Source organism: Ciceribacter sp. RN22 (assembly GCF_024054295.1).
GTDB lineage: Bacteria > Pseudomonadota > Alphaproteobacteria > Rhizobiales > Rhizobiaceae > Allorhizobium > Allorhizobium lividum.
Genome location: NZ_JAMXLD010000002.1, coordinates 879,015 through 903,192 on the forward strand (window position 1 = coordinate 879,015; position 24,178 = coordinate 903,192).

Here is a 24,178-nt window from a genome sequence, read left to right on the forward strand (position 1 = left end):
ATGTTCATCCCGCTCCATGATCGCAACGGCCTCAAGCACATAAAACGGCAATACGTCACCCATGGGCTGATCGCCCTCAACGTCGTCGTTTGGCTTCTGACGGGTCCATTGGCGTCGCAGGAAGTCGTCCAGGCAAGCGTCCTAGGCCTCGGCTTCATTCCCGCCGTGGTCTTCGGCAGCGCTGTGCTCGACCCGTCGCTCGTCCTTGTTCCGGATCAACTGACGCTGGTCACCTACGCCTTCCTGCACGGCAATGCTATTCACCTTGCCACGAACATGCTTTTTCTGTGGGTCTTCGGCGACAACGTCGAGGACGCCCTCGGACATGTCCGCTTCCTGCTCTTCTATCTTCTCTGTGCAGTGGCTGGCGCCCTCGCCCACGGTGCTCTCGTACCAACCTCGCAAAGCCCGCTGATCGGCGCCTCCGGCGCAATCGCCGGTGTGGTGTCCGCCTACGTTTTGCTGCATCCGAAGGTGCGGATCTGGGTTCTGGTTCTTTTCCGTTTCCCGCTCCCGCTGCCCGCCTTCGTACCGCTTCTCTTCTGGATCGGGCAGCAATTCTGGATGTTGGGTCTCAGCCGTGACGACAACGTCTCCTGGGGCGCTCACGTTGGAGGCATCGCCGCGGGAGCACTGCTGGTGATCTTCATGCGACGGCCAGGCGTGCCTCTGTTCGATCGCGCGATCGTCACTCCGAGGGCAGTGGAGCAGCGCTCCATCGCCTCGGCGCCCACAGACGGAGAAACGCGCGACTCCGTCGGCTGGAAGCCGTAGCCGAGTTGACGTCATCAACATTGACGTAGACGTAAACGTAACTTATTCATGCCGACAGATGCGACGAACCGGGCGCGGGACGTTGTGTTTGGATAAAAAATGCGTATCGATGTCGCCAACCGACAATCGGAGGACCGCTTTCAGGCGCATTTTTCGGCGGAAAGCAGCGAAGGAAGGAACCCATGAAGATACTCGTGACCGTCAAGCGGGTCGTCGACTACAACGTCAAGATCCGTGTGAAGCCCGATGGATCGGGCGTCGAGCTTGCCAACGTGAAAATGTCGATGAACCCGTTCGACGAGATCGCGGTGGAAGAAGCCCTGCGCCTGAAGGAAGCCGGCAAGGCTTCGGAGATCGTCGTCGTCTCCATCGGTCCGTCCAAGGCCGAAGAAACGCTCCGCACCGGGCTTGCCATGGGTGCCGATCGTGCCGTGCTGGTTGAGACCGAAGACGCAGTCGAGCCGCTCGCCGTCGCGAAGATCCTGAAGGGCGTGATCGAAGCAGAACAGCCCGGCCTCGTCATCACCGGCAAGCAGGCGATCGACGATGATTCCAATCAGACCGGCCAGATGCTCTCGGCCCTCCTCGGCTGGGCCCAGGCAACCTTCGCCTCCAAGGTCGAGATCGGCGACGGCTCCGCCAAGGTGACCCGCGAGGTCGACGGCGGCCTTCAGACGATCGAGGTCAAGCTGCCGGCTGTCGTCACGACGGACCTGCGTCTCAACGAGCCGCGCTATGCCTCGCTGCCGAACATCATGAAGGCGAAGAAGAAGCCGCTCGACAAGAAGACCCCCGCCGATTTCGGCGTCGACACCACGCCGCGCCTCAAGGTGCTGAAGACCGAGGAACCCGGCGGACGCAAGGCCGGTGTCAAGGTCAAGACGGTCGCCGAGCTTGTCGACAAGCTCAAGAACGAAGCCGGCGTGCTCTAACGGATCCGGAGAGGAGATTTACAACATGGCCATTCTTCTTCTGGCAGAACACGACAACGCAACCCTGTCCGACCAGACCGCGAAGGCTCTGACCGCCGCAGCCAAGATCGGCGGCGACGTCCACGTGCTCGTCGCCGGCTCCGGCGCGAAGGCTGCGGCCGATGCCGCCGCAAAGCTCTCTGGCGTCTCCAAGGTCCTGCTCGCCGACGATGCTTCGCTTGCCAACAATCTGGCGGAACCGCTCGCGGCCCTCATCGTTTCCCTGGCCGGCGGCTATGATGCCATCGTTGCGCCCGCAACGTCGATCGGCAAGAACGTCATGCCGCGCGTCGCCGCCCTGCTCGACGTGATGCAGGTCTCGGAAATCATCGAAGTCTTGTCGCCCGACACCTTCAAGCGTCCAATCTATGCCGGCAACGCCATCCAGACGGTCCAGTCTTCCGACGCCAAGAAGGTCATTACCGTGCGCACGGCCTCCTTCACGGCCACCGGAGAGGGTGGTTCCGCTCCGGTGGAAACCGTCGCCGCAGCCGCGAACCCCGGTGTCTCGACTTTCGTCGGCGACGCACTGTCTTCCTCTGACCGTCCCGAACTCACCTCCGCCAAGATCATCATCTCCGGTGGCCGTGCACTCGGCTCTTCGGAGAAGTTCAAGGAGGTGATCCTTCCGGTGGCCGACAAGCTCGGTGCAGCCGTCGGCGCCTCGCGTGCGGCCGTCGATGCCGGCTACGCGCCGAACGACTGGCAGGTCGGCCAGACCGGCAAGGTCGTCGCTCCGGAACTCTATATCGCCTGCGGCATCTCCGGCGCCATCCAGCATCTCGCCGGCATGAAGGACTCGAAGGTCATCGTCGCCATCAACAAGGACGAGGAAGCACCGATCTTCCAGGTCGCCGATTACGGCCTCGTCGGTGACCTCTTCGAAATTCTTCCCGAACTCGAAAAGGCGCTTTGACAGAAACCAGTTCCTTCGCAGTTGCGAAAGGGCTGGAAAAATCAAGCGAGCAAGTCTATCAATTTTTGCCGGGCCGATACTGTCGGCCCGGCAGATTTTTGTGGGACAGAGTGCGGCGAGGAGAGCGCGATGGGAACGGCAATCAAGAGCTTGGGCGTCGTAGGTGCAGGCCAGATGGGTTGCGGGATCGTTCAGGTCAGTGCGCTCGCCGGCTACAAGGTGACCGTCTACGACCTTTCCCGGGAGAGGATCGAAGCAGGTCTGGCGACCGTCAACGGCAACCTTGCCCGTCAGGTGAACAGCGGCAAGCTTTCCGACGACGATCGCAAGGCTGCCATGGCGCGCATCGCCGGCACCACCGACATCAACGACATGGCGCCGATGGACATGGTCATCGAGGCGGCAACCGAGGACGAGACGGTCAAGCGCAAGATCTTCGCCCAGATCTGCCCTGTTCTCAAACCCGAAGCCCTGCTCGCCACCAACACCTCGTCTCTCTCCATCACGAGGCTCGCGGCCGCTACGGATCGCCCCGAACGTTTCATGGGCATCCATTTCATGAATCCGGTTCCGGTGATGAAGCTGGTGGAACTCGTGCGCGGCATCGCCACCGATGAAACCACCTTCGCAACGGCAAGGGCCTTCGCCCAGTCGCTCGACAAGACGATCACGGTCGCGGAAGACTTCCCGGCCTTCATCGTCAACCGCATCCTGCTGCCGATGATCAACGAGGCGATCTACACGCTCTATGAAGGTGTCGGCACGGTGGAAGCGATCGACACCGCTATGCGGCTCGGCGCCAATCACCCGATGGGCCCGCTGCAGCTGGCCGACTTCATCGGCCTCGACACCTGTCTCTCGATCATGCAGGTGCTGCACGACGGATTGGCCGACAGCAAGTACCGCCCTTGTCCGCTGCTGGTGAAATATGTCGAGGCCGGGTGGCTCGGCCGCAAGTCCGGCCGCGGCTTCTACGACTATCGCGGCGAGACGCCGGTCCCGACGCGTTGAGGTCAAGCAGGACGACAAGGCCGCGCGGGCAAATGTCCGCCGGCTGCAGGCGGCTCAGAGCTTGACGGCGGCCGCGATCAGCGCCTGCGCGTCGCCGCTATCCCACGCGGCGGGACCATTCATCGAGCCGAGCAGACATCCCTTTTCGTCGACAAGCAGGGTCACCGGGAGGCCGAAGGCCAGTCCCTGCTTTTTCAGAGCATTGAAGACGCCCATCGTGTTGTCGCGATAAAGCCCGAGTTTGTCGACGCCGGTCTCGGCGAGGAAGGCCTTCGGCTTTTCGGCGTCGCCCGTATCGATGTTGACGGCGACGACCTCGAAATCCTTGCCACCCATCTTTTCCTGAAGTCCGTTGAGCGCCGGCATCTCTTCGCGGCATGGCACGCACCACGTAGCCCACACATTGAGGAGAACCGTCTTGCCGGCGAAATTCTCGACCGACACGTCCTTTTGCGCGGCATCCTTGAATGCCAGGCCGGCAATCGAACGCGGCTCCGTGGCGGCGACCATGGCAGCCACTTCACCGGTCGTGACGGCCCCCAGGCTCGCCGCCTTGACGACTGTCCCCGCGCATTGACTGACTTCCGCGGCAAGCTCGCCATTGCCAGACATGGTCTGCTTCACGTATACCGCTGCCGCGCCGGCCAAAATCCCGGCGACTGCCGCAATCGCAACCAGCTTGGCGGAAGGAAGTCCGAGGGGTCTTTTTTCTGTCATCAACATCTCCGGGATGGGCATCAAATGGCCGAGGACACCAAGGACGAGCTGACCTCCAACCAGATGTGGGGCGGACGTTTCGCCTCTGGCCCCGCAGCCATCATGGAGGAGATAAATGCCTCCATCGACTTCGACAAGAAGCTTTATGCCCAGGACATCCGCGGTTCAATAGCGCACGCGACCATGCTTGCCCATCAGGGCATCATCACGGCAGAAGACAAAGACAAGATCGTTCACGGACTGAACACGATCCTGTCAGAGATCGAAAGCGGCCGTTTCGAATTCTCCCGTCGCCTCGAAGACATCCACATGAACGTCGAGGCCCGGCTTGCCGACCTGATCGGTCCGGCAGCAGGACGCCTTCATACCGCGCGTTCCCGCAACGACCAGGTGGCGCTCGATTTCCGCCTCTGGGTAAAGGAAGAACTGCAGAGGACCGAGATTGCGTTGACCTCGCTGATCAACGCCTTCCTCGACCGGGCGGAAGAGCACGCCGAAACGGTGATGCCGGGCTTCACCCATCTGCAGACGGCCCAGCCGGTCACCTTCGGCCACCACTGCATGGCCTATGTCGAAATGTTCGGCCGTGACCGGCAGCGTGTGCGCCACGCGATCGAGCACCTCGACGAAAGCCCGATCGGCGCGGCGGCGCTCGCCGGCACCGGCTATGACATCGACCGGCACATGACCGCCAAGGCTCTGGGCTTCCGCGAGCCGACCCGCAACTCGATCGACACTGTGTCGGACCGCGACTTTGCGCTTGAATTCCTTGCTATGGCCTCGATTACGGCCACCCATCTCTCGCGCCTGGCCGAGGAGATCGTGATCTGGTCCACGCCGCAATTCGGCTTCGTCCGGCTTTCGGATGCCTTCTCGACCGGCTCGTCGATCATGCCGCAGAAGAAGAATCCGGACGCGGCCGAACTCGTGCGCGCCAAGACGGGGCGGATCAACGGGTCGCTCGTCGCGCTTCTCACCGTCATGAAAGGCTTGCCGCTCGCCTATTCGAAGGACATGCAGGAAGACAAGGAGCAGGTATTCGATGCGGCCGAAAGCCTGGAGCTCGCCCTCGCGGCGATGACCGGCATGGTCCGCGACATGACCATTCGGGCAGACCGGATGAGGGCGGCGGCCGGTGCCGGCTACTCGACAGCGACGGATCTTGCCGACTGGCTGGTCCGCGAAGCCGGGCTGCCGTTCCGCGAGGCCCATCACGTGACCGGCCGCGCTGTGGCTCTCGCTGAAGGCAAGGGCTGCGATCTCGCCGAGCTATCGCTCGCGGAACTGCAGGCGATCAACCCCGCGATCACCGCGGGCGTCTTCGACGTGCTGACGGTTGAGGCATCGGTCGCCAGCCGCAAGAGCTACGGCGGCACGGCCCCGAGCGAGGTTCGCAAGCAGATAGCCTGGTGGCGCCAGCGCAACTGATCACTTTCCTTTTGCGTTCGCATCACGAGATTGAGGGTGCACAAGGCCCCGCTTTTTCGATAGAGGCTAGATATTGGTTCTTCCGGTTGGGCAAAGTGATGGCTAGGGCGCTTCGAAGCTTGTTCGTGACGATGGGTGTGATGGCTGCGGCGTCGACGGCGCTTTCCGGCTGCGGGCGAAAGGCGGACCTCGATCCGCCGAACATGCCGGCTGCCGAACAGAACAAGCAGTCGACCAAACAGGACGCCACTGTTCCGGACGATCCCTTTGTTCTCGATCCTCTTCTCTGACAGGTCCCCGCGTGAATCACTTCGAATATCGTGATGGCGTCCTACACGCCGAGAACGTGCCCGTTCCGGCGATTGCCGCAGCAGTCGGCACGCCCTTCTACTGCTACTCGACGGCGACGCTGGAGCGCCACTACCGCGTCTTCTCCAAGGCGTTCGAAGGTACGGACGCAATGGTTTGCTACGCCATGAAGGCGAATTCCAACCAGGCCGTGCTCAAGACACTGGGGCGTCTCGGCGCCGGTGTGGACGTGGTCTCGGAAGGCGAACTGCGGCGAGCGCTGGCCGCCGGCATCCCGGGCGAACGCATCATGTTTTCCGGCGTCGGCAAGACAGTGCATGAGATGGATCTCGCGCTGGAAGCCGGAATCTACTGCTTCAACGTCGAATCCGAACCCGAACTCGAAGTGCTGAACCAGCGGGCACAGAAGGTCGGCAAGGTGGCCCACGTCTCGTTTCGCATCAATCCGGACGTCGACGCGCGTACGCATGCCAAGATTTCGACCGGCAAGAAGGAAAACAAGTTCGGCATCTCCTACGATCGCGCGCAGGCGGTCTACGCCCATGCCGCCACGTTGCCCGGCATCAAGGTGACGGGCATCGACATGCATATCGGCAGCCAGATCACCGAGCTGCAGCCGTTCCAGGATGCCTTCCGCCTGCTGAAGGAGCTGGTGGCGACGCTTCGTGTCGACGGGCACGCGATCGACCACGTGGACATCGGCGGCGGCCTCGGCATCCCTTATCACGACGACAACAATCCGCCGCCGGAGCCGGACGCTTACGCGAGGATCGTCAAGGAGCAACTGAGCGGCCTCGGCTGCCGCATCGTCACCGAGCCGGGACGACTGATCGTCGGTAATGCGGGCATCCTCGTGACCGAGGTGGTCTACGTGAAGGACGGTGGCGACAAGACGTTTGTGATCGTCGACGCTGCGATGAACGATCTCATTCGTCCGACGCTGTACGACGCGCACCACGAGATACGTCCCGTCGTGCTCTCCGCAGCCAATGCACCGAGGATTCGTGCCGACGTGGTGGGCCCGGTCTGCGAGACGGGTGACTATCTTGCGCTCGACCGCGAAATGGCGATGCCGCGCGCCGGGGACCTGTTCGCGGTCGGCTCGGCCGGTGCCTATGGCGCCGTCCAAGCCAGCACCTACAACAGCCGGCGCCTCATCCCAGAGGTGCTCGTCAGGGACGGTGAATTCCACGTCATCCGTCCGCGCCCCAGTTTCGAGGACTTGATTGAACTCGATTCGCTGCCTGCCTGGCTCGTCTGACCTGACCAAACGCGATCTGTTTCGAAAATGGCGACTGGCGGGGCTTTGCCCTCGTCTTCGCCATAAAGAATGCTATCCTTGAGTTTCGCCAAGTCCGTCGCTGCCGAAGCGACGGCCGGACGTTCGATGCCAAGTGAGAACCGCACAGATGAACGCTCCTCTGCCTGAACGAGAGAGCACGACACCTCTGGGAACCGATCTCAGGCTTGCGCGCCGCGTGCGTGCAAAGCGTGCGGTCGCGCGTCTTGTCCTCTTTATCGAGCGCCTCGTACCGCTTTTCCTTCCGGTGCTCGGCTTCGCGGCACTGTTTGTCTCTTTTGGCTGGCTCGGCCTCTACCGCATCTTTCCCGACTGGCTCCGTCTCGCGACGGTCTTCATTCTCATATTCGGCTTTCTGGCATCCTTGTTGCCTTTTGCGAAACTGCGTTGGCCACGGGCCGATGAGGCTGACCGACTGCTTGAGGAGCGAAATCATCTCCCGCATCAGCCGGTTGCTGCGCAGGATGATATCCCGGCCTTCGAAACGCCATTTGCCCGCGCGCTCTGGAGCGAACACCAAAGACGCATGGCCGAGACGATCGCGTCTCTCGACGCCGGCACTCCACGCCCCGACATCGCGCGTCACGACAAGTTTGCGCTGCGGACCATCCCTGCTTTGCTCCTGGTGACAGCTTTCGCCTACTCCGGTTCCAACGGAGCCGGCACGATGGCCGATGCTTTCCGCTGGTCGGCATCCGGCGCTGCGACGCCAGACATGCGCGTCGACGCCTGGATCACGCCGCCGGCTTATACCGGCAGGGCACCGGTGTTCCTGACGCGCCGCGATTCTGGCGAAGACAGCGGGGCACCTTCTGCGGTCAACGTCCCTCAGCACTCCAGAATGACGATCCGCGTGAGCGGAGGCAGTGGCGAAGAACATATCCTGTTTCAGTCGGCAACGGCGGCGGAAGCCGTACCGCTCGGAGCTGCCAAGGCAGATAACCCCGCTGCCGGTCCGGCCTCTGAAGCTGTCCAAACCACCGGACAGACCTACGAGGCGGAACTCACCGAGAGCGGCGTGCTGGCCGTCGGTCCGAACCGCTGGACCATCGACGTGACGCCTGACCAGCCGCCGCAGATCGCGTTCGACGGAACGCCACGACGCAGCGTCAACGGTGCTCTCGAGATCGCCTTCAAGGGCCACGATGACTACGGCCTCGTCGAGGCACACGCCGAAATCGAGCCGACCGCCGCCGAACCGAACGCGACCCCGCTCTATCCGGCGCCCGAATACAAGCTCGATCTGCCACGCCGGAACCCGCGCGACCCGAAGGGGACATCGAGCAGGAACCTGACCGAGCATCCTCTCGCCGGACGGAAGGTAAAGATCACGCTGGTTGCGCGGGACGGCGCCGGCCAGACGGGACGTAGCGCTCCTTTCGAGATGACATTGCCTTCGCGAGACTTCGCCAAGCCGCTTGCTGCGGCCGTCGCCGAGGAACGGCAGGTCTTCGCGCTCGACACGCGTGATCTTCCGAAGGCGATCGCGCTCAACGAAGCCTTGTCCGTCAGGGCGGACGAGACGATCCCGAGCCTCACGCATTTCCTGCTGATTCAGTCGGCTCAAGCGCGGATGAAGCTCGCACGCACATCGGAGGATATGAAGGGCACCGCCGACTATATCTGGGAGATCGCTCTCGGAATTGACGACGGCGATCTCTCGCTGGCCGAACGGAAGCTGCGGGAGGCGCAGCAAGCACTGCAGGACGCGCTCGAGCGCAACGCTCCGGACGAAGAGATCAAGAAACTCATGGACGAGCTTCGCGCCGCCATGCAGGACTTCATGAAGGCGATGGCCGAGCGTCAGCCCAATGCCGGTTCGGAAGACCGTCAGCAATCGGCGCAGAACGTCCTGCGCCAGCGCGACCTGGAGAACATGCTGAACCAGATCGAGAATCTTGCCCGCTCCGGCAACCGTGACGCCGCACGAGACATGTTGTCCCAATTGCAGCGGATGATGAACAATCTCCAGACCGCGCGACCGCAACAGCGCAACCAGCAACAGAACAGTCAGGTGCAGCAGCAGATCGACAAGCTCGGCGAGCTGATGCAGGAGCAGCAGAAGCTCATGGAGGAGACCTTCAAGCTCGACCAGGCGCTGAAGGATCGCATGCAGCGCGGCGACCCCGGTGACGGCGAAGACGGTGAATTGACGGAAGAGCCGCGGCAACAGCCGGGCGGGCAGCCGTCGCCCACTGACAACATGACCGCAGAACAACTACGTGAGGCCCTGAAAAGCCTGCGGGCGCAGCAGGATGCACTCGGCCGAAAGCTCGGGGACCTGCAAAATGGCCTGCGCGATCTGGGCGTGAAGTCGGGTGAAGGCTTTGCGCAAGCGGAACGCGAAATGCGCGGTGCCGGAGAGGCCCTGGGCCAAGGCCAGGGAGAACGTGCCGTGCAAGGACAAGGCAAAGCGCTGGAAGCGCTGCGTCAGGGTGCGCGCGACATGATGGGACAGATGATGCAGGCGATGCGTAGCCAGGGTCAGGGCCAGGGGACGCAGCAGGGTGACCAGACCGGTCGCGATCCGCTCGGGCGTCCCCGTCCGACCGACGGCCCGGAATTCGGCAACGACGTGAAGGTCCCGGACGAGATCGACGTCCAGAGAGCCCGGGAGATCCTCGAGGCGATCCGCGAGAAACTCGGCGACAATCTCAGTCCCGAACTGGAACGGCGCTATCTGGAACGGTTGCTGGACATCCAGTAGGCGGCGGACGTCGTCCTTGCCTCAGATCGCGAGTGCCTGGGCCACGGCCTTGCGGATATCGAGAAGCGAGAACGGCTTGTCGACCACGTCGACCACCTTCGTCATCAGGTCGTCTGCGCGCTCCCGCTGTTCGGCATAGCCAGTCATCAGCAGAATCTTCAGGTTTGGAAACGCCGACGAGGCACGGTGCGCGAGTTCGATGCCGTCCATCACCGGCATACGGATATCGGATAGCAAAAGGTCGAAAGCGCCGTCACCGAGTCTTTCCAGTCCTTCGGCTCCGTCCGCTGCCTCTGCGGTGTCGTGCCCGTCGAGTCTCAATGCACGGGCGACGAACGAGCGCAGTGAGTCCTCGTCTTCCGTTATCAGAATCCTTGCCATGGGCATGCTCCCGTCATCCGTTCATGTCGCTGCAAGTCACCAGAGTTTCCTTTTCGATCGGTAAACGGAAACGGCCGGTGACAGCGAGATGGTTAACAGGAGCTTTGCAGAAGCGGACTAGGCTGCGCCTTCCGCCTCGCCGGTCACGACGCCGACGAAGGGTAACTCGCGGAACGCGTAGGCCACGTCCATACCGTAGCCGACGACGAAGTAATCCGGGCACTCGAAACCGACATAATCGGCCTCGAACACTTCCTTGCGCTTCACCTTCTTGTCCAGGAGAACCGCAATAGAGACGTTGCGTGCGCCACGCTCGTACATCAACGTCCTGGCAAACAGCAGCGTGCGCCCCGACTCCAGGATGTCGTCAATCAGCAGGACGTTGCGACCGTGCACATCGCTGTCGATGTCCTTGATGATCCGCACCCCCTGGGAAACGGTGCCTGTGCCATAGCTGGACAGCGTGATGAACTCGACCTCCGGCGCCAGTCCGGCATGATGCAGAGCCCGAATGAGATCAGCCGCGAAGATGAAGGAGCCCTTGAGAACCGAGATGACCAGGAGATCCTCGCAGGGGCCGCTGGCGATCTCCGCGGCGAGTTGACGATTGCGCTCGGCAATCTGCTCGGCGGTATAGAGGGGCTCGATGTTCTTTCCGCGGACGATCGGCATACTTCACTCCATGGGACGAAAGACCGTCGACGACATGTGGTTGCCGACATGCTTGCCGCCCGGCGATAGCACAATCAGATGCTATGAGCATCCGCTTCCGCGAAAGAAAGCCGCAATTCCGGTAATTTTCCACCGGGATGCCGAAGACGCGCGGCAAGGCCGCGGCTTTCGCCGGCGTCGATCGATCCGGCAGGGCCGTCGATAAAGGTGCTGGCCACGACCTGCCCGCCGGAAATGAGGTCCGCCCGAACCCGCGGTATTCGCTTCTGCTCCGGGCCGCGATTTTCGATGATCGCGTTCACCAGCAGCACCCGCATTCCGTTTGCGTCTTGCGGCGTGAGCGTAACATGCGTGATGTCGAGCGCGGCGACGCGCACAGGCAGGGCTTGTTCCGGCGTGGCAAGCAGACCCGCGACGGCGAAGACACAGCCGAAGACAGCAGCCACAAGAACCGCGAAGTGTCTGTCAGACAGGCGTCCGAGGGCTCCCTCGATGCCCGTGACCAGCCTGCTGACCACAGTGGAAAAGAGGGACTCGCGACGACGGATCGGCCTTGCCTGCCGAGCATCGTGATTGTCGTTGCACCAGCTCCGCGCAACGGTCGCGCGGTCGGTCTTCGCGATGGTGATGAACTGCGCATCGAGAACATCGGTGACGGATGCACGGCGCGTGGAAGGGCGCGCTCCCCGGGCAGGGCGCTCCGGCGGCAGCAGGTCGATGGTCGCCTCGGCCGTCCGTCTGTGATTGCGGAATGCGCTCATCTTGCCCTCGCTGCGCGGCCCATCAAGGCGCCGCAAAACAGGCCATTGAAACGAATCCTCTCCAGTCGTAAATTTGAATGGTTAATGCTTCGCAAAGATCTGCCTGGAAGGCCGTCTTTCGACGCCAGTTTACCGTCTGTTAACCGAGTGCGTTAACAAGTCGCCAGAACTCGAGCACTGTCAGACCGGACCTGTCCGTTGATTCATTTCGAAAACGTCGGCCTGCGCTATGGAATGGGACCGGAGATCCTGAGAGATCTCACCTTCGACATCCCGAAGCGCTCCTTCCAGTTCCTGACCGGCCCCTCGGGAGCCGGCAAGACGACGCTGTTGCGTCTGCTCTTCATGTCGCTGCAACCGACACGCGGGCTCATCCGCAGCTTCGGTCGCGACGTGACACAGATTCCACGCGGCGAGCTGCCAATGTTGCGGCGACGCGTCGGCATCGTATTCCAGGATTTCCAGCTTCTCGATCACCTCACGACCTACGAGAACGTCGCGCTGCCCCTGAGGGTTCGCGGCAAGGAGGAGGCCGCATATCGAAACGATGTCATCGAGCTCCTGAAATGGGTCGGCCTCGGTGAGCGCATCAATGTGCTGCCCCCGGTCCTCTCCGGCGGTGAGAAGCAGCGCGTGGCGATCGCCCGGGCACTGATCGACCGCCCGGAAATCCTGCTCGCGGACGAGCCGACGGGCAATGTCGATCCACCGATGGCACGACGCCTGCTGAGCCTCTTTCTGGAACTCAATCGTCTTGGCACCGCGGTCGTCATCGCCACGCATGATTTCTCGTTGATGGACCAGGTCGACGCGCGCCGCATGATCCTCACCGACGGACGGTTGGAAATCTATGACTGACCTGCAACGCCCGCTTCCTCGCAGCAAGCAGCCGCAGCGTCGGACGGAAATGCATGTCCGCCCCACGGCCCCGATCCTGCCTGCCTCCAACATTCAGGGAAATGCGCTGATGGTGGTGATCGCCATCATGGCCTTTCTCGCCTGCCTGACGCTCGGAGCCGTCAGCATGGTGCGGGCGACCGCCGCGGGCTGGCAGAGCCAGATCTCGCGTGAGATCACCATACAGATCAAGCCCGAGGACGGTCTCGACATGAACAAGGCACTGGTGCGCGCCCGCGACCTTGCCTTGACTTTCGTCGGCACCAAGGACGGCACGATCATGGACGACGATGCGACCGCTCGCCTCCTTGAGCCCTGGCTGGGCAGCGGGCTCGACATCAACGACCTTCCCGTACCGCGCCTCATCATCATCACAATCGACGAGACGCATCCGCCGGACTTCGCCGCGATGCGCGCGCTCCTGAAAGAGGAGGTGCCGCAGGCCTTCCTCGATGATCACCGTACCTGGGTGGACCGTCTCGTTTCGATGGCGCGAACCACGGTCTTCGTCGGCTCGGGCATTCTGCTGCTGGTCTTCGTCGCCATGGTGCTGACCGTTGTCTTCGCGACCCGCGGTGCGCTCTCCGGCAACCGCCATATCATCGAGGTCCTGCACTTCGTGGGTGCCGAGGGCTCGTTTGTGGCGCAAGAGTTCCAGAAGCACTTCCTGAAGATTAGTCTCAAGGGAGCGACGGCAGGAGGCCTCGCCGCTGCGTCGCTCTTCGCGCTGGCAGGCTACTGGCAGAGCCGATCGCTCGCCACGCCCGAGAGCGACCAGACGGCGGCGCTCTTCGGCACCTTCAGCATCGGCTTCATGGGGTACCTGGGCATTTTCGCCACGATGATCGTCATAGCGTTACTGACGACCCTGACCGCTCGCTTCACCGTTATCAGGACCATTTATGAAATCGATCTGATCCGCTCGGATCCGGCGCGCACGGACGGACTGATCAGCGACTGAGGAAAGCCTGTTGACTTGCCACAAAGCCGCCTGTTCGCCATGGCAAAAGGGCGGTATGCACAACACATGACGATGGGTCGGATGTCACGGATTACAGCAAGTCCGAAGATGCCGCGGCAACGTCCCGCGCACGGCCTCTTCGCGCGGCGTGGGCCGTTGCGTCGCGTGCTGCATTATGGCGGCATCATCGCCATATTCGCCTGCGCCGTGGTCGTTGCCGGCTTCCTGCGCTTTGCCGACCATGTGACGACACTGAAACCGCCCGCGGATCCCCGAGCCGATGCGATCGTCGTTCTGACCGGCGGATATCAGCGTATCGACCAGGCAGTCGATCTCCTCCGCCGTGGTTCGGGAAAACGCTTGCTCATCTCCGGTGTCCACCCCGCGACGACGCCATCCCAGATCCGACGGATGACACAAAGCTCCAACGATCTCTTCGATTGCTGCGTCGACATCGGCTACCAGGCACTCGACACCATCGGTAATGCAAACGAGATATCCCACTGGATCCACGACCGTGGATATTCCCGGGTTCTGGTCGTGACCAACAACTATCATATGCCGCGAAGTCTCATGGAACTCCGGCGCATCGACCGCGCGACGGAATTCATCGCGTACCCGGTCGTGAACTCCGATCTCAAGACCACGAACTGGTTCGCGAACCCCAGCGTTCTACGAACATTGCTTGCGGAGTATGGAAAAACCCTGGTCGCCTTCGCCCGCGGCATCGTGGGCTGGAGCATGGGAGACGGTTTGCGCTCGAGCGCGACGCTCGCCAAATCAGTCCAATGATAACGCGGGGCGCTTTCTCTCCGCCCTGATTTCGTATAGGCACGTCGCAACCACGCCGCGGGAAGCCTTTCATGATCGCCTTGCGTTCCATTCTCTTCAACACAGCCTTCTATCTGAATCTCATCCTGCGAATGATCGTGCTTTCGCCGATCTACTTCGTGCTGCCGCGCAAGAAGGCATTTTCGATTCCGAAGAACTGGGCGCTGTCCTGCCACTGGCTGATGAAAACGATCGTCGGCACGACATTCACGATCGAAGGGCTCGAGAACATCCCCAAGGGTGGATACATTCTGGCGCCGAAACATCAGTCGTTCTGGGACACCTTCGCCTTGCTGCCCTGGCTCGACGACCCGGTCTACATCCTGAAGCGCGAACTGCTCTGGATCCCCCTCTTCGGCTGGTATGCGAAGAAGCAGCGAATGATTCCGGTGAACCGCGGGGCACGCGGCAAGGTCATGGCGGCGGTGATGGCCCGAACGTCCGACGAGATGCGCAACGGGCGGCAGCTCATTATCTACCCGGAGGGAACACGCCGCCCCCCCGGCGCGCACCCGGTATACAAATACGGTATCGCCCGGCTCTATCGCGATCTTCAGGTGCCGGTCGTACCGGTGGCAATGCATCCGGGCCTCTTCTGGCCGCGCCGCAAATTCCTTCGTTTCCCCGGACACTTCAAGGTCCGGATTCTGCCTCCGATCGAGCCTGGCCTCGATCCGGATGCCTTCTTCGAGAAACTCATGCAGGTGCTCGAAGCGGCAAGCGACGAATTGCTGGTCGAGACGGCGAGGGACAACCCGCATGTTCCGCTGCCACCGACGGCGAAGCGACGGCTCGATGAACTCGCGAAAGGAGCGACAAAGTCGGGCGAGCACCACTGAGGCCCGACGGCAGTGCCGGTCAGGCGACCGGCTGCCCGATCGTCTCGACGACCTGCTCCAGCCAATGATCCCGTATGCCCATCTCCTGCAAATGCGCGACGGTATTGGCGACATAAGCCTGATTGGGACCGGATTGCCCGACGGCATGGCGTACGATGCCCGCGGCCTCGGCAACGGTCATTGCGCCGGCATACTGCCGATGACTGCGATCCACCACGTAAGTGACCGCAGAGACGGTGCGACCGTCGTCAAGCGCTATCGGCATCGAGCGCTCCCGGTAGACATGGGTGACGAGTTCCCGCTCGCGGAGATAGTCGAGCGTCGCGTCCCGCTCCGACGCAGCGACACGGAAGGCGACGCCGCGGCACGAGCCACCGCGATCGAGCCCCAGCACCAGACCCGGTCTCTCTTCGGTTCCCCGATGCACCCAGGAATGGACGCAGAGCGAGCGCCGATAACCGAAAGCCCGTCCGTGCACCTTCTCCACAAATGGGAAGCCCGGGTTCCACATCAGCGATCCGTAGCCAAAGACCCAAAATTCGTCCATATCCGACATCATCTCAGTGGTTTGAAATCGTTCCCATCATGGAGTGCCCGATGACCTCGTCAACCCGATCCGGTCAGACAACGGTGACGCGGAAAGTCTTCCTGCTCGGCATACTCGTCGTAGTCGCGGCAGCCGTCTATAGCGGAGGCTGGATGCTCGCTGCAACCATGATGCAGAAGCGCGTTGCAGAACTCCTCAGCGGCGGAAATGCCGCGGGAGCGGAGGTTCGTTGCAAGGACATGGATATCCGCGGCTATCCCTTCCGGATCGGCCTCTTCTGTTCGGCAATCACTGTGGATGATCGTTTCAACGGCATTTCTGCATCCCTCGGCGCGTTCCGTTCCGCCGCACAGGTTTACGCGCCAAGCCATTTCGTATGGGAGATGGATAGTCCGGCGGAATTGCGATCGGCCCTCGGCTTCTCCTTCTCGCTACAATGGGACAACCTGCGCTCCAGCGTCAGCGCCTGGTTCGACGGCCTGTCTCGCTCTTCACTTGTCGCCGAAGGGTTGAAGGTCGACACCACGGCGGTGGCTGACGGCAGAACCGTTTCCGTGCAAAGCGAGCACGGCGAATTCCATGTCCGCCGCAACGGAGAGGACCTCGACGCCGCCGCCCTGGTGAAAAACGCGGTCGTAGCGCTCCCGAGCGCTACGCAACTCGCCCTCCCACCCATCTCCGCGAGCGTCGACGTGACGATGCTTGGCAAGGCTACCCTTCTCGATCTGGTCCGTAACGCGGCCGCGACGGAGCTTTACGGCAGCAAGGGCGAAATCCGCCGGCTTGTGATCGACCTCGGAGAGGGGCGCGTTCTGACGGTCAGCGGTCCTTTGTCCGTCGGCGACGATGGCAATCTCTCCGGCAAGCTCCATCTCGAGCTCGAGAAGGTCGAGGGCTGGAAAGACGCTCTGACTACCGCCTTCCCGGATTCGGCCGAGAATTTCGCGAATGCGGCGAAGGTGCTCACTGCGCTTTTCGGTGGCAGGGACTCCGGCTCGGCCGAACTCAGCCTGCACGAGGGCGTCGTCTCCGTCGGCATCATCCCGATCGGCGTCCTTCCGCCGCTCTGATGATCAGCTTTTCTTCTCGTCCAGGGCGTGACGGCCGAAGTCGGGCGCATCGACATCCTGACCCGCTTCGACGATCGAGCGACGGATTGCCCGCGTGCGAGTGAATAGCTCGAACAGCTTGTCGCCCTCCCCCCAGCGGATGGCGCGCTGCAGGTAGGCGAGGTCTTCCGAGAAGCGCGCCAGCATTTCGAGGATGGCGTCTCGGTTATGCAGGCAAACGTCGCGCCACATGGTGGGATCTGACGCGGCAAGACGCGTGAAGTCTCGGAAGCCGGATGCGGAATACTTGATCACTTCCGATTCCGTGACCGTTTCGAGATCGTCCGCCGTGCCGACGATGTTGTAGGCGATGATGTGCGGCAGGTGGGAAACGATCGCGAGCACCTTGTCGTGATGCTTCGGGTCCATCTCGTCGACCTTGGAGCCCAGCGCGTCCCAGAAAGCCCTGAGGCGGGTGAGTGCCTCGGCATCAGTCCCCGGCAGCGGCGTCAGGATGCACCAGCGCCCCTTGAAGAGGCCGCAGAAGCCCGCATCCGGTCCGGATTTCTCGGTGCCGGCGATGGGATGCCCGGGTATGAAGTGGACGCCCGGCGGCACGTGCGGAGCCATCTGTGCGATGACCGACGCCTTTGTCGATCCCACATCGGTGACGATCGCGCCGGGCTTCAGGTGCCGCGCGATCTGCTTGGCGACGCTTTCGGACGCGCCGACCGGAACGGAGACGATGACGAGGTCGGCGCCCTCGACGGCCTCGGCAGCGGAGAGCGTGTAACTGTTGCCGAGTTCCAATTCCTCCGCTCGTCTGAGCGTATCCGCCGAACGCGTCGAGATCACGATCTCGCCGGCCAGCCCCTGGTCCTTCACGTCGCGTGCAATGGAGGAACCGATGAGACCGATGCCGATAAGCGCGATCTTGTCGAAATGGACCTCTGTCATCAGTTGCGTCCCATGAACTCACGGAGTGCGTCGATCACGCCGAGATTGGCTTCTTCACCGCCGATCGTCATCCGCAGTGCATTGGCAAACCCGTAGCCACGGACGGCACGAAGGATATAGCCGCGGCTGGTGAGGAAGGCATCCGCGTCCGGGGCACGTTTGCCCTCGGCATCCGGGAAATGAATGAGCACGAAATTCGTGACCGAAGGCGTCACTTCGAGACCCATCTCCTTGAGTGCCTCCGTCACCCTATCCAGCCAGAGCCGGTTGTGAGCCACTGCCGTTTCGACGAACGCCTGATCCCGTATCGCCGCAGCACCCGCGGCAATCGCCGGCGCATTGAGATTGAAGGGGCCGCGCACGCGGTTCATGGCGTCCACGATCTCCGCAGGGGCAAAAATCCAGCCGATACGCAGCGTGGCAAGGCCGTAGGCCTTCGAGAAGGTGCGGGTCATGACGACGTTCCGATTGCCCGAAACAAGCTCTATGCCGGCCTCGTAATCGTTGCGGCGAACATATTCCGCGTAGGCGGCGTCGAGGACGAGGACGACGTGAGCCGGCAGCCCGGCCTGAAGGCGGCGGATTTCGCTGACCGGAACGTAGGTCCCGGTCGGATTGCCGGGATTGGCGATGAAGACGATCTTCGTCTTTTCGGTGATGGCGGCGAGAATGGCGTCGACGTCGACGGTGCAGCTCTTTTCCTTCACCACCACCGGTGTGGCCCCGGCACCCATGATCTGGATCTTGTAGACGAGGAAGCCGTGCTCGGTGATGATGCCCTCGTCGCCCGGTCCGAGATAGACATGGCAGAGAAGGCCGAGCAACTCGTCCGAACCGTTGCCACAGAGAATGTTGGCCATGTTCAAGCCATGGACCTCGGCGATCGCCTCGCGCAGGGCTGTTGCCTGCCCGTCCGGGTAAAGCTCGAGATGGTCGGCGCTCTGCTTGAAGGCCTCTATGGCTTTCGGACTGGGTCCGAGCGGCGTCTCGTTGGACGAGAGCTTGAACACACGCTCGACGCCCGGAGCATGCTCCTTGCCCGGCACATAGGCGGCGATGTCGAGAATTCCGGGACGCGGCGTAGGCTTGGTCATGTCGCTGCTCGTCGAACTGCTGATAACGTGAGAAAAACCGGGCGGATGCGCGGCCTTCGGATTCAGAGCCATTAGAACGGAAACCGCCATTTGTCGAGGGTTCGACGCCTGCCGGAAAGGCTCACACGTCGGCCGGCAGCCGGGCGGTCGGCACACCACGCGGAGCCAGGGCGGGAGCGAATACGCGACGGGAAGCGCGCGCCTTCACCGGAAGGCCCTGGTAGAGCCTCTTCTGTGCCTCGACGATGATGACCCCGGAAAAGGCCGGCCAGATGAAGCGGCCCACCCGCTCGAAACTTCGCCGCAGCCGCAGGACGGCCCGTATCTTCGACGGCGGAAAAAACAGTGCCTCGGCGCTTGCCCCGGGGGTGAAATTTGTCTCCCGCAACAAGGTGGTGAGCTGGCCACGAGAATAGGGGCGGCCCGAGCCGAAAGGCGTGTGTTCCATCCGCGCCCATACCCCGCGCCGGTTCGGTACCACGATCACCAGCCGTCCGCCCGGCGCCAGCACGCGCCAGATTTCCTTGAGGGTCTCGCGCGGGTCTTCAACGAATTCGAGCGAGTGAACCATCAACAAACGATCGATTGATGAGTCCGGAAGAGGCAACTCCTCCTCAAAGACCAGGGCCGTGGCCGAGGGCTCCCCGACGGGCCAGTTCACCGCGCCTTGTCCAGCCGGCATGAAGGCGAAGGTTCTCTCGGTATCGGTCCGGAAGCGATCCAGGAACGGAACGCAATAACCGAGCCCCACGAGCCGCTCCTGCGGTAGCCGACTCCAAAGCGACGCGAGCGCCATCGCGATCGAGTGCTCGGCCATCCGCCCGAGCCGCGAATGGTAGAACTGGCGGAGATCGACGATATCGACGTGCATGAGCAATTGATATCAGGCGCGGATTGGACTTCAAGGCCAAAGACGTTACATTCCGCGCGACGAAGCAGAGACGGACCGACCTCATGAAAGCTCTGGAACTCGAAATCTTCCTGTGCCGCAGCGACAATTTCGGAGTCCTTCTCCACTGCCACGAGAGCAATCTCACGGCCTCGATCGACGCGCCGGAATACGCTCCGATCGTTGCCATGGCGGAGCGACGGGGGTGGAATATCACCCACATCCTGACGACACATCACCACGGCGATCACGTCGAGGCCAATCTTGCCCTCAAGGATCGCTATGGCTGCGAGATCATCGGGCCTCGCAACGAGGCCGTTGCGATTCCCGGGATCGACCGGGCGGTGGGTGACGGAGATACCTTCGATTTCGGAGGCCATGTCGTTCAGGTAATCGAGACCCCCGGTCACACCGCCGGGCACGTCTGCTATCATTTCCCGGACAGCAAGCTGCTGTTCGCCGCAGACACGCTCTTCGCCCTCGGCTGCGGCCGACTGTTCGAGCGCCCGGCGGCCGACATGTGGCACTCGCTGCAGAAGCTTGCAGCCCTGCCGGACGAGACAGCAGTCTATTTCGGCCATGAATACACGCTGACGAATGCGCGCTTCGCCCTGACCATCGACCCGGACAACGAGCGCCTGAAAGTGCGCGCCGGCGAGATCGAGAGGCTGCGGGCGGAAGGCAAGTTCACGATCCCGACGACGATCGGGCTCGAGAAGGAAACCAATCCTTTCCTCCGCGCGGCCGACCCGGAAATCCGCCGGAATCTCTTGATGGAAGGCCGGACCAACGAGGAGGTCTTTGCGGAGATCCGCCGGCGCAAGGATCACTTCTGATGCGCGCCGAGGACATCGTCGCAGCCCTTGGAATGCAGCCGCATCCCGAAGGCGGTTGGTATGCGGAAACCTTTCGCGATGCGGCTGACGTAGGCCGGGGCCATTCCACCGCGATCTATTATCTGCTGACGGCCGGCCAGCGGTCGCACTGGCATCGCGTCAGGGATGCGGCGGAGGTCTGGCACTACTATGCCGGAGCGCCGCTCGCGCTCCGCCACGCCCCCGACGGAATGACCGTGGAGACGATCCGCCTCGGCCCTGCCGTGTTGACCGGAGAACGCCCTCAGGCAGTGATCCCGGCCAACTGCTGGCAAGCCGCCGAAAGTCTCGGCACCTATACGCTTGTCGGCTGCACCGTTGCACCGGGCTTTCAGTTCTCCGCCTTCGAGATGGCGCCGCCCGGATGGTCGCCGGGGCAGGGCTAGAGGCCCGCGGCGACACTTGCAAGCGCCCAGGTCAGAATACACTGGGCTGCGAAATAGCTGATCCAGACATAGTAGGAGGCTGCCCGGCGCAAGGCGCCGTCTGACTTCAGCACGAACCTGCGCCAGGCGAGCACGGCATCCGAGCTCATGAAGACGGCAGCCCCGACAAAGACGGTCGGCGCCGGAACGAGCAAGGCGAGCAGCGCCATCCCGAGGATAATGATGCCGTAGACGGATACGGCCATGCGATGCGGGCCTGCGTACCTCCTGACCAAGGGAAGAACGATTGCAATCGCCACCGCCGACACGGCGCCGGCGGGTATTCGCCAGGCTTCACTCAACACGATGGACGGAGCCGCCACGGAAACGAAGAGTGCACCATACATCAGGTGGGCGAGCAGGAAGGCGGCGAGTCCGCCGACGAAAGCCCTCTCCCCGTCGTGCGCGAGAAAGGCATCGCCTGCCGCGCTGAGCAACAGTGCGGCGAGAAGAAGCTTCGGCGCTTCGGCCGACCAGGCAAAACCTGCGAGCAACAGCACCGGCAAGGTCTTCACAACCGTTCGAAGGGTGCTTGTCGGATCGTTGAGAAGGCGGAGATAGGACAGCCCGAAGACTACCGACAACAACAGCCAGGCACCAGTCGCGATATCCACACTCCCACCCCGTCGATCAGCCGGCGACCGGAGCCGGTCGCCGCCGGAACATTTCGCGCGCGGCAAGAACAGCGCCGCCGGTAATCAGGAGGCAGGCAAGCACAATGCGCAGGTTCGGCTCTGCGAACCCGAAAAGAGCGAGGATCAGTGTCGAGAGCAGCGGTGCCGCGTAGCTCGATGCACCGAGAATCTGGATGTCGCCATTCTTGACGCCGTAGTCCCACGCATAGAAGGCTGCTCCGACAGGGAAGAGCCCCAGCCCGACCACCGCCAGCCATTCCCAAGCGTCGGTTGGCCATGCAGTGGTCTCCAGCAGCAGATGACAGACGAGGGAAAGAACCGACGTCGCGAGGCAGAACCCCGTGACCACGTCCGTCGAGACGGCATCGAAACGACGAGTCAGCAGCGAATATCCCGACCAGGTGAAGGCGCAGAGGAAGGCCGCCGAGTAGCCGAGAAGATAGGCGGGATCGAAGTCGACGCCATCCTTGCCGACGATCAGGACGGTGCCCGAAAGACCGGCAAGAGCACCGACCACATGGTACCAGCGCAACCGTTCTCCCGGCAGCAGCGCCGATCCCACGACGATCAGCAACGGCCAGAGATAGGCGATCAGTCCGGCTTCGACGACCGGCGCGTTCCGCAACGCCGTGAAGTAGAGGAAGTGATAGCCGAAGAGACCGGCGACGCCGGTCACCCAAACCTTCAGAGGCTGTCTTAGCGACCTCAGACGTTCCGGCCTGACGGCGAAGGCCACGATGCTCGGCAAGCTGCCGATGGCGAAAGCGATTGCCGACAACTGAAATGGCGGCATCTTGCCCGATGCGGCAGTAAAGAAAGCCAGGAACGACCACATGAGAATGGCCGTAAACCCGATCAGCGTTGCCCTAGTTCTCACCTTCCCCCCTTTGCGGGGCGTTGGCGATCCCGCGGTGACGTCAACCGTCGAACTTTACGGCCCTGATATAGAGCGGCCCCATGCGCGTCGGCACACGGGCGTAGACCGGAGCGTATACCTTGAGTAGTGCCGTCTTGGCAAACCAGATTTCCATGTCGGTCGCCTGACGCAGATACTCGATGTCCTTGCGCCCCTTACGGAAACCGGATTTCGGAATGTAACGAATGGCGCAGACGATCGCCTCCCCCTCGACATCACCGATCGAAAAGCGCGAGCTCCCTTTTGGTGAAAGGACAAGATCCATCCGGCTCTCGCCGTCGAAAATCGGCAGCGTCCTGCGACAAACGTCCTGACCATCCGGCACGATCATACCGCTGATCGGATCCAGCACCGACTTGAGGTCGCGGTCGGTGACCTCGATCCAGTTGCGCGGCTTTCGCTTCGGTGTCGGGGTGATCTCAGCCTTGACGACGTCTCCGTTCCGGTAGCGCACATCGTAGGTCTGAACCTTGTTGTTGGATTTGTAGACGAGCGAGTAGCGCGACGCCTGCATCCGGTCCTTCATCAGAACGCCGGAGACGCTGGTCTGAGCCGAGATTTTCGCGATGACGTCGACGATTCCGGCCGACCTCACATCGCCGGAAATGGTGTAACCGCTGCTGAGGACCTTCGTAACGAACGAGGCATGGGCGATCGGCAGGATGCCGAGCGATACGTTGTATTCGGTCTCGTATCGAATGTCGCTGTCAGCCCCGGCAGGCGCAGCAAAGGTCATCGCTGCGAGTGCGACCGTCAGAACGTCGAGATAACGCTTCATGCAGTTTGGTCCGGCCCCTAGACTGAGCTTTGAGGGTTGAATTCCCTTCCGTGCAGGCTACCTTTGAACCAGAACATGGCAAGAAAATAGCGTGTCGGCTACGCAATTGCGGGAATCTCCGCTGTCAGGCTTGACGTGCGCAGCCAGTCTGACTATAGAACCGCAACTTTCCAATCATGCCTAGTTGGATTGCGCACCGGTTTTCCGGCACCGATCCGATGGCCAAGAAGAATAGGTGTATCATGTCCCGCAGTTGCGAATTGACCGGCAAGGGCGTCCAGTCGGGCCACAATGTGAGCCACGCGAACAACAAGACCAAGCGTAGGTTCCTGCCGAACCTGTGCGACGTCACCCTGATCTCCGACGCTCTCGGCCAGCGTTTCCGGCTGCGCGTTTCGGCGGCTGCCCTGCGCTCGGTCGAGCATCGCGGGGGTCTCGACGCCTTCCTGCTGAAGGCCGACGAGAAGGAACTGAGCATGCGCGCCCGCCTACTGCGCCGCCAGATCGTCAAGAAGACCGCCGAAGCCGCGTAAGCGTC

General features: G+C 62.3%; 27 protein-coding genes. 16 read left to right on the plus strand and 11 right to left on the minus strand.

The window, feature by feature from the left end:
- The 4 genes from NHF53_RS19160 (at window position 1) to NHF53_RS19175 (ending at window position 3,672) form a co-directional block, all read left to right on the plus strand.
- Window positions 1-774, plus strand: coding sequence for a rhomboid family intramembrane serine protease (locus tag NHF53_RS19160; RefSeq protein WP_252835621.1), 774 nt, complete (start codon window positions 1-3; stop codon window positions 772-774).
- A gap of 182 nt (window positions 775-956) precedes the next feature.
- A complete protein-coding gene (locus tag NHF53_RS19165; RefSeq protein ID WP_112686749.1) occupies window positions 957-1,706 on the plus strand; it encodes an electron transfer flavoprotein subunit beta/FixA family protein in 750 nt (249 codons plus the stop codon).
- A 25-nt stretch (window positions 1,707-1,731) separates the two neighbouring features.
- A complete protein-coding gene (locus tag NHF53_RS19170; protein ID WP_252835622.1) occupies window positions 1,732-2,661 on the plus strand; it encodes an electron transfer flavoprotein subunit alpha/FixB family protein in 930 nt (309 codons plus the stop codon).
- A gap of 129 nt (window positions 2,662-2,790) precedes the next feature.
- Window positions 2,791-3,672, plus strand: a complete 882-nt coding sequence (locus NHF53_RS19175) for a 3-hydroxybutyryl-CoA dehydrogenase (protein WP_114362954.1) — start codon at window positions 2,791-2,793, stop codon at window positions 3,670-3,672.
- Window positions 3,673-3,726: 54 nt separating this feature from the next.
- Here the strand turns inward: NHF53_RS19175 and NHF53_RS19180 are convergent, their stop codons facing one another.
- The gene (locus NHF53_RS19180) at window positions 3,727-4,389 is read right to left on the minus strand and encodes a redoxin family protein (RefSeq protein ID WP_252835623.1); all 663 of its coding nucleotides are present in this window, start codon (window positions 4,387-4,389) and stop codon (window positions 3,727-3,729) included.
- Window positions 4,390-4,413: 24 nt separating this feature from the next.
- Between NHF53_RS19180 and argH the strand changes: the two genes are divergently transcribed.
- From argH to NHF53_RS19200, 4 genes are all read left to right on the plus strand, one after another.
- On the plus strand, window positions 4,414-5,817 hold the full coding sequence (gene argH / locus NHF53_RS19185) for an argininosuccinate lyase (RefSeq protein WP_252835624.1): 1,404 nt from the start codon (window positions 4,414-4,416) through the stop codon (window positions 5,815-5,817).
- 131 nt (window positions 5,818-5,948) lie between these two features.
- A complete protein-coding gene (locus NHF53_RS19190; RefSeq protein ID WP_252836008.1) occupies window positions 5,949-6,107 on the plus strand; it encodes a lipoprotein in 159 nt (52 codons plus the stop codon).
- Between the two features lie 11 nt (window positions 6,108-6,118).
- The gene (lysA, locus tag NHF53_RS19195) at window positions 6,119-7,387 is read left to right on the plus strand and encodes a diaminopimelate decarboxylase (protein ID WP_252835625.1); all 1,269 of its coding nucleotides are present in this window, start codon (window positions 6,119-6,121) and stop codon (window positions 7,385-7,387) included.
- A gap of 148 nt (window positions 7,388-7,535) precedes the next feature.
- The gene (locus NHF53_RS19200) at window positions 7,536-10,133 is read left to right on the plus strand and encodes a TIGR02302 family protein (protein WP_252835626.1); all 2,598 of its coding nucleotides are present in this window, start codon (window positions 7,536-7,538) and stop codon (window positions 10,131-10,133) included.
- Window positions 10,134-10,154: 21 nt separating this feature from the next.
- Here the strand turns inward: NHF53_RS19200 and NHF53_RS19205 are convergent, their stop codons facing one another.
- The 3 genes from NHF53_RS19205 to NHF53_RS19215 all read right to left on the minus strand — a co-directional run bounded on the left by NHF53_RS19205 (window position 10,155) and on the right by NHF53_RS19215 (window position 11,947).
- On the minus strand, window positions 10,155-10,514 hold the full coding sequence (locus NHF53_RS19205) for a response regulator (protein ID WP_114362948.1): 360 nt from the start codon (window positions 10,512-10,514) through the stop codon (window positions 10,155-10,157).
- A 117-nt stretch (window positions 10,515-10,631) separates the two neighbouring features.
- Window positions 10,632-11,186 (minus strand): hypoxanthine phosphoribosyltransferase, encoded by a 555-nt coding sequence (hpt, locus tag NHF53_RS19210; protein ID WP_114362947.1) that lies wholly within the window; start codon window positions 11,184-11,186, stop codon window positions 10,632-10,634.
- Between the two features lie 74 nt (window positions 11,187-11,260).
- Complete coding sequence (locus NHF53_RS19215) at window positions 11,261-11,947, minus strand: hypothetical protein (RefSeq protein ID WP_252835627.1); 687 nt, start codon at window positions 11,945-11,947, stop codon at window positions 11,261-11,263.
- Window positions 11,948-12,145: 198 nt separating this feature from the next.
- Between NHF53_RS19215 and ftsE the strand changes: the two genes are divergently transcribed.
- The 4 genes from ftsE (at window position 12,146) to NHF53_RS19235 (ending at window position 15,475) form a co-directional block, all read left to right on the plus strand.
- Window positions 12,146-12,805 (plus strand): cell division ATP-binding protein FtsE, encoded by a 660-nt coding sequence (ftsE, locus tag NHF53_RS19220; RefSeq protein WP_252835628.1) that lies wholly within the window; start codon window positions 12,146-12,148, stop codon window positions 12,803-12,805.
- Window positions 12,798-13,805 carry an ABC transporter permease gene (locus NHF53_RS19225; protein WP_252835629.1) on the plus strand — a complete coding sequence of 336 codons (1,008 nt, stop codon included), beginning with the start codon at window positions 12,798-12,800 and terminating at the stop codon, window positions 13,803-13,805. Before ftsE ends, NHF53_RS19225 begins: the two co-directional genes overlap by 8 nt.
- 81 nt (window positions 13,806-13,886) lie before the next feature.
- Window positions 13,887-14,597, plus strand: coding sequence for a YdcF family protein (locus tag NHF53_RS19230; protein WP_252835630.1), 711 nt, complete (start codon window positions 13,887-13,889; stop codon window positions 14,595-14,597).
- A 71-nt stretch (window positions 14,598-14,668) separates the two neighbouring features.
- A complete protein-coding gene (locus tag NHF53_RS19235) occupies window positions 14,669-15,475 on the plus strand; it encodes a 1-acyl-sn-glycerol-3-phosphate acyltransferase (protein ID WP_252835631.1) in 807 nt (268 codons plus the stop codon).
- 19 nt (window positions 15,476-15,494) lie between these two features.
- Here NHF53_RS19235 and NHF53_RS19240 read toward each other — a convergent pair whose 3' ends face one another.
- On the minus strand, window positions 15,495-16,034 hold the full coding sequence (locus NHF53_RS19240) for a gamma-glutamylcyclotransferase (RefSeq protein ID WP_114362941.1): 540 nt from the start codon (window positions 16,032-16,034) through the stop codon (window positions 15,495-15,497).
- A gap of 38 nt (window positions 16,035-16,072) precedes the next feature.
- Here NHF53_RS19240 and NHF53_RS19245 point away from each other — a divergent pair, with 38 nt between their 5' ends.
- Window positions 16,073-17,092, plus strand: coding sequence for a DUF2125 domain-containing protein (locus tag NHF53_RS19245; protein WP_252835632.1), 1,020 nt, complete (start codon window positions 16,073-16,075; stop codon window positions 17,090-17,092).
- A gap of 3 nt (window positions 17,093-17,095) precedes the next feature.
- On the opposite strand, the gene NHF53_RS19250 is transcribed toward NHF53_RS19245, so the two are convergent.
- The 3 genes from NHF53_RS19250 to NHF53_RS19260 all read right to left on the minus strand — a co-directional run bounded on the left by NHF53_RS19250 (window position 17,096) and on the right by NHF53_RS19260 (window position 19,993).
- Window positions 17,096-18,028: a prephenate/arogenate dehydrogenase family protein gene (locus tag NHF53_RS19250; protein WP_252835633.1), complete on the minus strand. Its 933-nt coding sequence runs from the start codon at window positions 18,026-18,028 to the stop codon at window positions 17,096-17,098.
- Window positions 18,028-19,122 (minus strand): histidinol-phosphate transaminase, encoded by a 1,095-nt coding sequence (hisC, locus tag NHF53_RS19255; RefSeq protein ID WP_252835634.1) that lies wholly within the window; start codon window positions 19,120-19,122, stop codon window positions 18,028-18,030. Before hisC ends, NHF53_RS19250 begins: the two co-directional genes overlap by 1 nt.
- 121 nt (window positions 19,123-19,243) lie before the next feature.
- Window positions 19,244-19,993 (minus strand): class I SAM-dependent methyltransferase, encoded by a 750-nt coding sequence (locus tag NHF53_RS19260; RefSeq protein WP_252835635.1) that lies wholly within the window; start codon window positions 19,991-19,993, stop codon window positions 19,244-19,246.
- A gap of 83 nt (window positions 19,994-20,076) precedes the next feature.
- Between NHF53_RS19260 and gloB the strand changes: the two genes are divergently transcribed.
- Together gloB and NHF53_RS19270 are read left to right on the plus strand one after the other, a co-directional pair.
- Complete coding sequence (gene gloB, locus NHF53_RS19265; protein WP_252835636.1) at window positions 20,077-20,847, plus strand: hydroxyacylglutathione hydrolase; 771 nt, start codon at window positions 20,077-20,079, stop codon at window positions 20,845-20,847.
- Window positions 20,847-21,272, plus strand: a complete 426-nt coding sequence (locus NHF53_RS19270; protein ID WP_252835637.1) for a cupin domain-containing protein — start codon at window positions 20,847-20,849, stop codon at window positions 21,270-21,272. Before gloB ends, NHF53_RS19270 begins: the two co-directional genes overlap by 1 nt.
- Here NHF53_RS19270 and NHF53_RS19275 read toward each other — a convergent pair.
- From NHF53_RS19275 to NHF53_RS19285, 3 genes are read right to left on the minus strand one after another with little or no spacing between them, the layout of a single operon-like run.
- The gene (locus NHF53_RS19275) at window positions 21,269-21,925 is read right to left on the minus strand and encodes a lysoplasmalogenase (protein ID WP_252835638.1); all 657 of its coding nucleotides are present in this window, start codon (window positions 21,923-21,925) and stop codon (window positions 21,269-21,271) included. The genes NHF53_RS19270 and NHF53_RS19275 overlap by 4 nt on opposite strands.
- Before the next feature lie 16 nt (window positions 21,926-21,941).
- Window positions 21,942-22,823 (minus strand): DMT family transporter, encoded by an 882-nt coding sequence (locus NHF53_RS19280; protein WP_252835639.1) that lies wholly within the window; start codon window positions 22,821-22,823, stop codon window positions 21,942-21,944.
- Between the two features lie 40 nt (window positions 22,824-22,863).
- Window positions 22,864-23,640 (minus strand): DUF3108 domain-containing protein, encoded by a 777-nt coding sequence (locus NHF53_RS19285; protein WP_252835640.1) that lies wholly within the window; start codon window positions 23,638-23,640, stop codon window positions 22,864-22,866.
- Between the two features lie 242 nt (window positions 23,641-23,882).
- On the opposite strand from NHF53_RS19285, the gene rpmB reads away from it, so the two are divergent.
- Window positions 23,883-24,173, plus strand: a complete 291-nt coding sequence (gene rpmB / locus NHF53_RS19290; protein ID WP_112686577.1) for a 50S ribosomal protein L28 — start codon at window positions 23,883-23,885, stop codon at window positions 24,171-24,173.
- The last annotated feature ends 5 nt before the right edge of the window (window positions 24,174-24,178 follow it).

Coding starts and splice junctions, on each gene's coding strand:
- NHF53_RS19250 (WP_252835633.1), bottom strand. CDS start 18,028: ATGACAGAGGTCCATTTCGACAAGATCGCGCTTATCGGCATCGGTCTC.
- NHF53_RS19160 (WP_252835621.1), top strand. CDS start 1: ATGTTCATCCCGCTCCATGATCGCAACGGCCTCAAGCACATAAAACGG.
- NHF53_RS19165 (WP_112686749.1), top strand. CDS start 957: ATGAAGATACTCGTGACCGTCAAGCGGGTCGTCGACTACAACGTCAAG.
- NHF53_RS19205 (WP_114362948.1), bottom strand. CDS start 10,514: ATGGCAAGGATTCTGATAACGGAAGACGAGGACTCACTGCGCTCGTTC.
- NHF53_RS19285 (WP_252835640.1), bottom strand. CDS start 23,640: ATGAAGCGTTATCTCGACGTTCTGACGGTCGCACTCGCAGCGATGACC.
- NHF53_RS19260 (WP_252835635.1), bottom strand. CDS start 19,993: ATGCACGTCGATATCGTCGATCTCCGCCAGTTCTACCATTCGCGGCTC.
- NHF53_RS19270 (WP_252835637.1), top strand. CDS start 20,847: ATGCGCGCCGAGGACATCGTCGCAGCCCTTGGAATGCAGCCGCATCCC.
- NHF53_RS19175 (WP_114362954.1), top strand. CDS start 2,791: ATGGGAACGGCAATCAAGAGCTTGGGCGTCGTAGGTGCAGGCCAGATG.
- NHF53_RS19245 (WP_252835632.1), top strand. CDS start 16,073: ATGACCTCGTCAACCCGATCCGGTCAGACAACGGTGACGCGGAAAGTC.
- hpt (WP_114362947.1), bottom strand. CDS start 11,186: ATGCCGATCGTCCGCGGAAAGAACATCGAGCCCCTCTATACCGCCGAG.
- rpmB (WP_112686577.1), top strand. CDS start 23,883: ATGTCCCGCAGTTGCGAATTGACCGGCAAGGGCGTCCAGTCGGGCCAC.
- gloB (WP_252835636.1), top strand. CDS start 20,077: ATGAAAGCTCTGGAACTCGAAATCTTCCTGTGCCGCAGCGACAATTTC.
- NHF53_RS19170 (WP_252835622.1), top strand. CDS start 1,732: ATGGCCATTCTTCTTCTGGCAGAACACGACAACGCAACCCTGTCCGAC.
- NHF53_RS19180 (WP_252835623.1), bottom strand. CDS start 4,389: ATGACAGAAAAAAGACCCCTCGGACTTCCTTCCGCCAAGCTGGTTGCG.
- NHF53_RS19230 (WP_252835630.1), top strand. CDS start 13,887: ATGTCACGGATTACAGCAAGTCCGAAGATGCCGCGGCAACGTCCCGCG.
- NHF53_RS19190 (WP_252836008.1), top strand. CDS start 5,949: ATGGGTGTGATGGCTGCGGCGTCGACGGCGCTTTCCGGCTGCGGGCGA.
- NHF53_RS19200 (WP_252835626.1), top strand. CDS start 7,536: ATGAACGCTCCTCTGCCTGAACGAGAGAGCACGACACCTCTGGGAACC.
- argH (WP_252835624.1), top strand. CDS start 4,414: ATGGCCGAGGACACCAAGGACGAGCTGACCTCCAACCAGATGTGGGGC.
- NHF53_RS19225 (WP_252835629.1), top strand. CDS start 12,798: ATGACTGACCTGCAACGCCCGCTTCCTCGCAGCAAGCAGCCGCAGCGT.
- NHF53_RS19240 (WP_114362941.1), bottom strand. CDS start 16,034: ATGATGTCGGATATGGACGAATTTTGGGTCTTTGGCTACGGATCGCTG.
- NHF53_RS19215 (WP_252835627.1), bottom strand. CDS start 11,947: ATGAGCGCATTCCGCAATCACAGACGGACGGCCGAGGCGACCATCGAC.
- hisC (WP_252835634.1), bottom strand. CDS start 19,122: ATGACCAAGCCTACGCCGCGTCCCGGAATTCTCGACATCGCCGCCTAT.
- NHF53_RS19235 (WP_252835631.1), top strand. CDS start 14,669: ATGATCGCCTTGCGTTCCATTCTCTTCAACACAGCCTTCTATCTGAAT.